This window comes from Mesorhizobium sp. M8A.F.Ca.ET.202.01.1.1, from assembly GCF_004791595.1.
Taxonomy (GTDB): Bacteria; Pseudomonadota; Alphaproteobacteria; order Rhizobiales; family Rhizobiaceae; genus Mesorhizobium.
The window spans coordinates 277,208-284,583 of record NZ_SRUN01000010.1; the positions used below are offsets into that span (position 1 = coordinate 277,208).

The window sequence follows — 7,376 nt, forward strand, 5'->3', positions numbered from 1 at the left end:
CGCGGAATGACGCCACATTGAGGCGCAATTGGGAAAATGCTGGCCTTCGGCCTTGGCCGCGACTAGGACCAGACTTGGATGATTGGCGCAACTGAAAATCAGGCTTCGGATCCGGGTGGTAAAGTCGCGGTGGTTATCGTCGCGGCCGGTCGCGGCGCGCGCGCCGGACAGACCGATGGCCCGAAGCAATATCAACGAATTGGCGGGCGCGCCGTCATCGCGCGCGTCATCGATATTTTTCTCGCGCACCCGCTCATCGGCCGGATCGTCGTGGCCATTCATGCGGAGGACCGCGAGCTTTTTCGGCAAGCCGTGGGCACCGATGCCGATCGGGTGACGGCAATCGCCGGAGGCGCGACCCGGCAGGATTCGGTTCGGCTCGGGCTGCAGGCGCTGAGAAGCTACGCGCCCGACAAGGTCCTCATTCACGACGCCGCGCGCCCCTTTGTCGACATGGATCTGATCGACCGCACCATCGCGGCGATCGGCGAACGCGAGGGCGCGCTTCCCGCCCTGCCCGTCGCCGACACGCTGAAACGCGAATCGGCCACCGGCACCGTCGGCGAAACAGTCCCCAGGAGCGGGCTGCACGCGGCGCAAACGCCGCAAGGCTTTCCCTTCCTCGCGATCATGACCATGCATGAGGAAGCCTACAACAGAGGCAAGACCGACTTTACCGACGACGCATCGATCGCCGAATGGATGCAAATGCCGGTAAAGCTCGTTCCCGGCTCGCCGGACAATGTCAAACTCACCTGGGCACGGGACATCGCCATGGCACACCAGCGGCTTTCCAGCGAACGGATGCACTTCCCCGACATCCGGACCGGCAACGGCTACGACGTCCATGCCTTCGAGCCCGGCGATCACGTCACGCTCTGCGGCGTGGCCATCCCGCATGACAGGAAATTGTCGGGCCATTCCGACGCCGATGTCGGCCTGCACGCCCTGACCGACGCGCTGCTGGCGACGTGCGGCGCCGGCGACATCGGCACGCACTTTCCTCCGTCGGATGCGCAGTGGAAAGGCGCCGCGTCGCGAATATTCGTCGAACATGCGGCAAGGCTTGTGCGCGAGCGCGGCGGGCGCATCGCCAATGCCGATATCACGCTGATCTGCGAGGCACCGCGCGTCGGCCCGCACCGCGAGGCGATGACGTCAGTCCTTTCGCAGATGCTGGGCATTTCCGCCGACCGCATCTCGGTCAAGGCGACGACCAACGAGAAGCTCGGATTTGTCGGCCGCGAGGAAGGCATAGCGGCGATCGCCACCGCCAGCGTGGTGTTTCCCGGCGAGGTTCCGGAATGACCAACAGCGAACTGGCAATCGCCCTGTTTGAGGCCTGCCGCGAGCGCGGCATCATGCTGGCGACGGCGGAAAGCTGCACCGGCGGCATGATCATTGCCGCGCTGACCGACATTGCCGGCTCCTCCGCCGTGGTCGATCGCGGCTTCATCACCTATTCCAATGAGGCCAAGATGGACATGCTCGGCGTTCGCGTCACCACGCTCAACAGGCATGGCGCGGTGTCCCGCGAGACGGCGATCGAGATGGCAGCCGGTGCGCTTGCCCGATCGCGCGCAGGGTTGACCCTGGCGGTTACCGGGGTTGCGGGACCTGGCGGCGGTTCGGCAGAAAAACCGGTCGGCCTGGTGTGGTTCGGCGTCGGCCTGGCAGGCCAAACGGTGACCGCCGAACGCCAACTGTTTGCCGACAAGGGCCGTGCTTTCATCCGTGGCGAAACGGTCAGGCACGCGCTGGAGTTGGGTTTGAAGACCTTAGGGGGAGCAGAGTAGGCACGACCAAGACTGTAGATTGCAATCAGCCGATCCGCTAATCAGGACGATCTTCAAACGCCTGCTGAGAATAACATTTTGTAAGATAGTTACGACCAAATTCGTCAGGGAGATATTTCAGAAGTCGAAACTCAGTGATCAAATTTGCGAGGTCCTTCGAAACAGGGTTGAGCCCATTGTAGCCGGCTAACGCGACTTCATGGGATGAGAGCTGGCTACGAAATAGGTTGGCGTAACTTCGTTTTTCAGCAACGGTAAGTTGTTTGTCATTCCTGATACGGAACAAGATTGTATATAGTAGCCGAAAATATGGTCCGGTCGTGCTTTCGTAGCGATCAATAACAACCGCCCTGTAGACATTGCTTACATAATCAGACGTTATTTTTTTACTATCAACACCTTCTAACTGCCATAACATTTCGAAATTCGCCCTGCGTATTGCCTCTATACCTTCACAGAGAGGGTTTTTTCCAATGAGATTCTTCGATGCCACATACCCTCCCCCATACTTAAATTGAACAACATCGCGAGCTTCTCGAAACAATTTCAGAATTTCAAAATACGTGCTCTCAAAGCGCTGAATATGTTGGTCGCGCTGCGCCTCATTAATTTGGCGCTGCTGTAACCGAAGGGTGTAAAAGACAGCTGCAAAAGCAAGTGTCGACATTAACGCGTTGAGCGCACCAAAGCTGTCGCCCCATTGGCCAACCAAAGTGGCCTCCCATGGGATTAGCATCCTCCGAGCCAGAAATGGATGCAGCGCCCAAACTAACCATAGAATGAAAGCGCCGATTGCGACGTTGCGTACAGTTTTGTCTTCCATTGCCTCCCCCGGCAGGCTGGAAACTTCATGCCACGCAACTCACCGACACTTTAACCGTCGCGGAAATGCGTTGGACAGTTGTGGGCCACTTTATCGCAATATTGTCAAGTTCGCCCCAACATCGAAAGCTTGGGTTGACTAACCTCAGCCTGACGGCGCAACCCCATAGATGACGTCGGCGCGCTTCTCAAAAGCCTCGGCGAACATGCGGAAGGCACGGTCGAACATCGTGCCCATCAGCGCGCCCAGGATACGGCTCTTGAATTCGTAGTCGATGAAGAAGCGCACGGCACAGCCGGCACCGTCTGGCTCGAAACGCCAGACATTGCTCAGATATTTGAACGGGCCATCGATGTACTTCACATCGATGGCGTTTTCGTCGGGCTTCAGCAGCACCTGGGTCGTGAAGGTCTCACGGATCGCCTTGTAGCCGATGCTCATGTCGGCGACGAGGATGGTGCGCCCATCCCGTTCCTTGCGCGAGCGGACCGTCAGCGCCTCGCAAAGCGGCAGGAATTGCGGATAGGTTTCGATGTCGGCGACCAGCGCGAACATCTGCTGCGGCGTGTGAGCAACGCGGCGGGTGGCTTCGAATTTCGGCATGAACCCGGCTCTAGAGGGCGTCGCGTCGAAGACGCATCAGAGCGATTTCGCGAGCTGTGCTTCGCGCGCCGCGCGCAGCCTGGCGAAATCGTCGCCGGCGTGATGCGACGAGCGCGTCAGCGGGCTCGACGCCACCAGCAGGAAACCCTTGGTCTTGCCGATCGTCTCGAAGGACTTGAATTCCTCCGGCGTGACGAAGCGGATCACCGGGTGGTGCTTCTTCGACGGCTGCAGATACTGGCCGATGGTCATGAAGTCGACATTGGCCGAACGCAGATCATCCATCAACTGCAGGATTTCGTTGCGCTCCTCACCCAGTCCCACCATGATGCCGGACTTGGTGAAGATCGAGGGATCGAGTTCCTTGACCCGCTGCAGCAGCCGGATCGAGTGGAAATAACGGGCGCCTGGCCGGACCTTCAGATAGTTCGACGGCACGGTTTCGAGATTATGGTTGAAGACGTCGGGCCTGGCCGCCACGACGATCTCCAGCGCCCCGTCCTTGCGCAGGAAATCCGGCGTCAGGATTTCGATCGTCGTCAGAGGCGTTGCCGCCCGGATCGCACGGATGACATCGGCGAAGTGCTGCGCGCCGCCATCGGCGAGATCGTCGCGGTCGACCGAGGTGATGACGACATGGGTAAGGCCCATCTGCTTGACGGCATGCGCGACGCGGGCCGGCTCGTCCGGATCGAGCGCGGTCGGAATGCCAGTGGCGACATTGCAGAAGGCGCAGGCGCGCGTGCAGATCTCGCCCATGATCATGAAGGTGGCGTGCTTCTTTTCCCAGCACTCACCGATGTTCGGGCAACCGGCCTCTTCGCATACAGTCACCAGCTTGTGGGATTTGACGATCTCGCGTGTCTCGGCATAGCCTTTCGATACCGGCGCCTTGACGCGGATCCAGTCCGGCTTGCGCAACACCTCCTGGTCGGGCTTGTGCGCTTTCTCGGGATGCCGCAGCCGCGGCGCGTTGGCGATCGTGTCGAGGACAGTGACCATCTGAACCCTGGCTTTTCTCGCGACCGCCCGTCGGCGATCGTCACGTTTACGTCATCTAGGACTTTTCAACACAAAGAAAAAGGCTGCGGAGGCGCATGCCGCCACAACCGTTTTCGCATAGCCGGGAAGGATATCGACTAGCGGCGCACCAGGCGACCGACCCAGATCAGCAGGCAGGCACCGATGAAGCCGGTGATCAGATAGGCGGTCCAGCCGACGCCGAACACGCCGATGTTGAGCGCCTGTAGGATGGCATTCAGCACCACCGCGCCAACGATGCCCATGATAATGTTCATGAATATGCCGGTGTTGCTCTTCATGACCATTTCGGCGAGCCAGCCTGCCAGGCCGCCGATGATGATGGCTGCGATCCAGCCCACGCCGTTCAGGTGCATATGCCTTCTCCTTGCGCGCGTAAAAATGCATCCGGAAACGAACTGCCTCGCCGTCGCGATCTCGCGGCCTTCGAAGCTGAGTCTCCTGCGGCGAATCTATCATGCGTTCAAGGCGCGACCATAGGCGTCGAGCACGCTTTCCTTCATCATCTCCGACAGCGTCGGATGCGGGAAGATCGTGTGCATCAGCTCTTCCTCGGTCGTTTCAAGGTTTATCGCCACGACAAAGCCCTGGATCAATTCGGTGACTTCGGCGCCGACCATATGCGCGCCGAGCAACTGACCGGTCTTCTTGTCGAAGATGGTCTTGATGAAGCCCTGGTCCTCGCCAAGCGCGATGGCCTTGCCGTTAGCGGCGAACTGGAAGCGGCCGACGCGAATATCCCGGCCTTCGGCCTTTGCTTTCGCTTCCGTCAGGCCAACCGAGGCAACCTGCGGGTTGCAATAGGTGCAGCCGGGAATCTTGAGCTTGTCCGTCGCGTGAACACCGGGAAAATTGGCGATCTTTTCGATACACACGACGCCCTCATGCTCGGCCTTGTGGGCAAGCATCGGGGGACCGGCGACATCGCCGATGGCGTAGATGCCGGGCACATTGGTCTTGCCATAACCGTCGATGACGACGCAGCCGCGCTCGGTCTTGACGCCGAGGGCCTCAAGGCCGAGATTCTCGATATTGCCCTGGACGCCGACGGCCGAAATCATGCGATCGGCTGATATCTTCTCGACCTTGCCGTCCTTCATCTCGACATGCGCGGTGACGGAGTTCGCCCCCTTCTCGACCTTGGTCACCTTGGCCTCGAGGATGATCTTCATGCCTTGCTTCTCGAACTGCTTTTGCGCGAATTTCGAGACTTCGGCGTCCTCGACCGGCATGACCGCCGGCAGCAGTTCGACCACCGTCACCTCGGCGCCCATGGTGCGGTAGAAGGAGGCGAATTCGATGCCAATGGCGCCCGAACCCATCACCAGCAGCGACTTCGGCATCTCCTTCGGCACCATGGCTTCAAAGTACGTCCAGATCAGCTTGCCATCCGGCTCGATGCCGGGCAGCGCGCGCGGCCGGGCGCCGGTCGCCAGGATGATGTGCTTGGCCGTGTAGGTGCCCTCGCCCTTGACGCCTTTCGGCACCGGCGGCTGCGGTTCCATCGGCTTCTTGGCCGTCTTGGAAACAACGATCTCACCGGGCTTCGAGAGCTTGGCCTCGCCCCAGATGACATCGACCTTGTTCTTCTTCATCAGGAACGCGACGCCGCCATTGAGCCTGAGCGACACTTTCCGCGACCGATCGACCACGGCCGCGGTGTCGGCGCTGACCTTGCCGTCGAGCTTCAGGCCATAATCCTTCAGGTGATCCGAATAGTGCATGATCTCGGCCGACCGCAGCAGCGCCTTGGTTGGAATGCAGCCCCAGTTGAGGCAGATGCCGCCGAGATGTTCGCGCTCGACGATCGCCGTCTTGAAGCCGAGCTGGGCGGAACGGACCGCGGTGACATAGCCGCCGGGACCGGAGCCGATGATGATGACGTCGTAGTTCTCAGCCACGGTTTTCTCCTTCAATCACAATTCCAGCATGACGCGCACGACTGGTGTCAGCGCCTTGCCGATGTTTCGCGTGTTTTCGGCGTCGAGGTGGACGCCATCGAGAGGTGTTGTTTGCGCCACCGTGCCAGCGTCGAAGAAGCCGCAACCGACTTCGTCGGCGAGTGCTGCGTATTGCGGTGCAAGCTGCTTCGAGGCGTCGTCGCCACCGGCGAACATCTCCTTGAAATCGGCATTCTCCGTGCGGCTGATAAGAGGAGGCGAAACGATCAGGATCTGCGGCGCCGGCCAGTCGAACGGATAGTCGTGGCCACGCACGATGTCGATCAACCGCTGGATGCCTTGCTTGGCGGCAACCGGGTTGCCATGGATCCATGGTTTCATGTCATTGGCACCGAGCATGATGACGATCAGGTCGATCGGCGCATGCGTCGTCAGCACCGTCGGCAGCAGCCGCGCGCCGTTGCGGTCAGCTCCGGCCAGATGATCGTCGAAGGCGGTGGTGCGGCCATTGAGGCCGTCGGCGATGACCTGAACGCCTTCGCCGAGGCCGGCCTGCAGCACGCTTGGCCAGCGATCCGGCAGCGCATGACGCCCGCCTTCGGCATTGTAGCCCCAAGTCAGCGAGTCACCGTAACAAAGAACCGTCTTCATCCGTTCAACCCGCCTTTATGTCGGCCACGCCGCGCTTCACGCGCCAGCGCACGAACAACCAATGGATGATGATCGTCACCAAGCCCGGCAGACCGAGACCGGCAACTATCGGCATGTCTTTCCTGACCAACGCGGCGCTGCCGTCGCTGTAGAGGATCAGCGCGACCAAGAGGACGAGCAGCACCACAAAAACAATCAGCGTCGATTTGCCCGCCCTCGCCACGACCGCGACCGGATCATTCGTCAATTGCGCCACGAAGAAGACGAAGGTGACGACCAAGGTCACCAGCACCGAGAACATGAAAACGAGGATGTATTCTTCCTCGGCGACTGTGGCGACAGCCAACCATTGCGCGATCAGACCGCCAGCCAACCCGGAAATGAAAAAAGCGAAAAGGCTGGTGAAGAATATTCGCACAGCCCTTCCCTTTCCTAGACCAGCATGCCCATCGGGTTCTCGATCAACTTCTTGAAGGCGACCAAGAGTTCGGCCCCCAGCGCTCCGTCAACCGCACGATGGTCGGTCGACAGCGTCACCGACATCACGGTGGCGATCTTGAC

At 60.2% G+C, this 7,376-nt stretch carries 10 protein-coding genes; 2 read left to right on the forward strand and 8 right to left on the reverse strand.

All coding sequences use genetic code 11. The annotated features are described in order from the left end of the window. Positions 1 to 78 precede the first annotated feature (78 nt). Positions 79 to 1,308, forward strand: coding sequence for a bifunctional 2-C-methyl-D-erythritol 4-phosphate cytidylyltransferase/2-C-methyl-D-erythritol 2,4-cyclodiphosphate synthase (locus EN845_RS22365; protein WP_127872372.1), 1,230 nt, complete (start codon positions 79 to 81; stop codon positions 1,306 to 1,308). After that, positions 1,305 to 1,796 (forward strand): CinA family protein, encoded by a 492-nt coding sequence (locus tag EN845_RS22370; protein ID WP_127872371.1) that lies wholly within the window; start codon positions 1,305 to 1,307, stop codon positions 1,794 to 1,796. Before EN845_RS22365 ends, EN845_RS22370 begins: the two co-directional genes overlap by 4 nt. Before the next feature lie 37 nt (positions 1,797 to 1,833). On the opposite strand, the gene EN845_RS22375 is transcribed toward EN845_RS22370, so the two are convergent. The 8 genes from EN845_RS22375 to EN845_RS22410 all read right to left on the reverse strand — a co-directional run. Beyond that, entirely contained in the window at positions 1,834 to 2,619 is a 786-nt protein-coding gene (locus EN845_RS22375; RefSeq protein ID WP_127872370.1) for a putative phage abortive infection protein, read from the reverse strand. A gap of 144 nt (positions 2,620 to 2,763) precedes the next feature. Beyond that, positions 2,764 to 3,222, reverse strand: coding sequence for a type II toxin-antitoxin system RatA family toxin (locus tag EN845_RS22380; protein ID WP_127872369.1), 459 nt, complete (start codon positions 3,220 to 3,222; stop codon positions 2,764 to 2,766). A gap of 36 nt (positions 3,223 to 3,258) precedes the next feature. Beyond that, on the reverse strand, positions 3,259 to 4,224 hold the full coding sequence (gene lipA, locus EN845_RS22385) for a lipoyl synthase (RefSeq protein WP_127872368.1): 966 nt from the start codon (positions 4,222 to 4,224) through the stop codon (positions 3,259 to 3,261). A gap of 137 nt (positions 4,225 to 4,361) precedes the next feature. After that, positions 4,362 to 4,619 (reverse strand): GlsB/YeaQ/YmgE family stress response membrane protein, encoded by a 258-nt coding sequence (locus tag EN845_RS22390; protein ID WP_027142753.1) that lies wholly within the window; start codon positions 4,617 to 4,619, stop codon positions 4,362 to 4,364. A 99-nt stretch (positions 4,620 to 4,718) separates the two neighbouring features. Then, a complete protein-coding gene (lpdA, locus tag EN845_RS22395) occupies positions 4,719 to 6,164 on the reverse strand; it encodes a dihydrolipoyl dehydrogenase (protein ID WP_127872367.1) in 1,446 nt (481 codons plus the stop codon). Between the two features lie 15 nt (positions 6,165 to 6,179). After that, complete coding sequence (locus EN845_RS22400; RefSeq protein ID WP_127872366.1) at positions 6,180 to 6,815, reverse strand: SGNH/GDSL hydrolase family protein; 636 nt, start codon at positions 6,813 to 6,815, stop codon at positions 6,180 to 6,182. A 4-nt stretch (positions 6,816 to 6,819) separates the two neighbouring features. Next, positions 6,820 to 7,161, reverse strand: a complete 342-nt coding sequence (locus EN845_RS22405; protein ID WP_245511782.1) for a hypothetical protein — start codon at positions 7,159 to 7,161, stop codon at positions 6,820 to 6,822. An 86-nt stretch (positions 7,162 to 7,247) separates the two neighbouring features. After that, the coding region (locus EN845_RS22410) for a 2-oxo acid dehydrogenase subunit E2 (RefSeq protein WP_135864863.1) at positions 7,248 to 7,376 on the reverse strand (129 nt) is incomplete at its 5' end.

Excerpts from the sequence above, each read along its gene's own strand:
- EN845_RS22365 (WP_127872372.1), top strand. The coding sequence starts at position 79 with ATGATTGGCGCAACTGAAAATCAGGCTTCGGATCCGGGTGGTAAAGTC.
- EN845_RS22370 (WP_127872371.1), top strand. The coding sequence starts at position 1,305 with ATGACCAACAGCGAACTGGCAATCGCCCTGTTTGAGGCCTGCCGCGAG.
- EN845_RS22375 (WP_127872370.1), bottom strand. The coding sequence starts at position 2,619 with ATGGAAGACAAAACTGTACGCAACGTCGCAATCGGCGCTTTCATTCTA.
- EN845_RS22380 (WP_127872369.1), bottom strand. The coding sequence starts at position 3,222 with ATGCCGAAATTCGAAGCCACCCGCCGCGTTGCTCACACGCCGCAGCAG.
- lipA (WP_127872368.1), bottom strand. The coding sequence starts at position 4,224 with ATGGTCACTGTCCTCGACACGATCGCCAACGCGCCGCGGCTGCGGCAT.
- EN845_RS22390 (WP_027142753.1), bottom strand. The coding sequence starts at position 4,619 with ATGCACCTGAACGGCGTGGGCTGGATCGCAGCCATCATCATCGGCGGC.
- EN845_RS22400 (WP_127872366.1), bottom strand. The coding sequence starts at position 6,815 with ATGAAGACGGTTCTTTGTTACGGTGACTCGCTGACTTGGGGCTACAAT.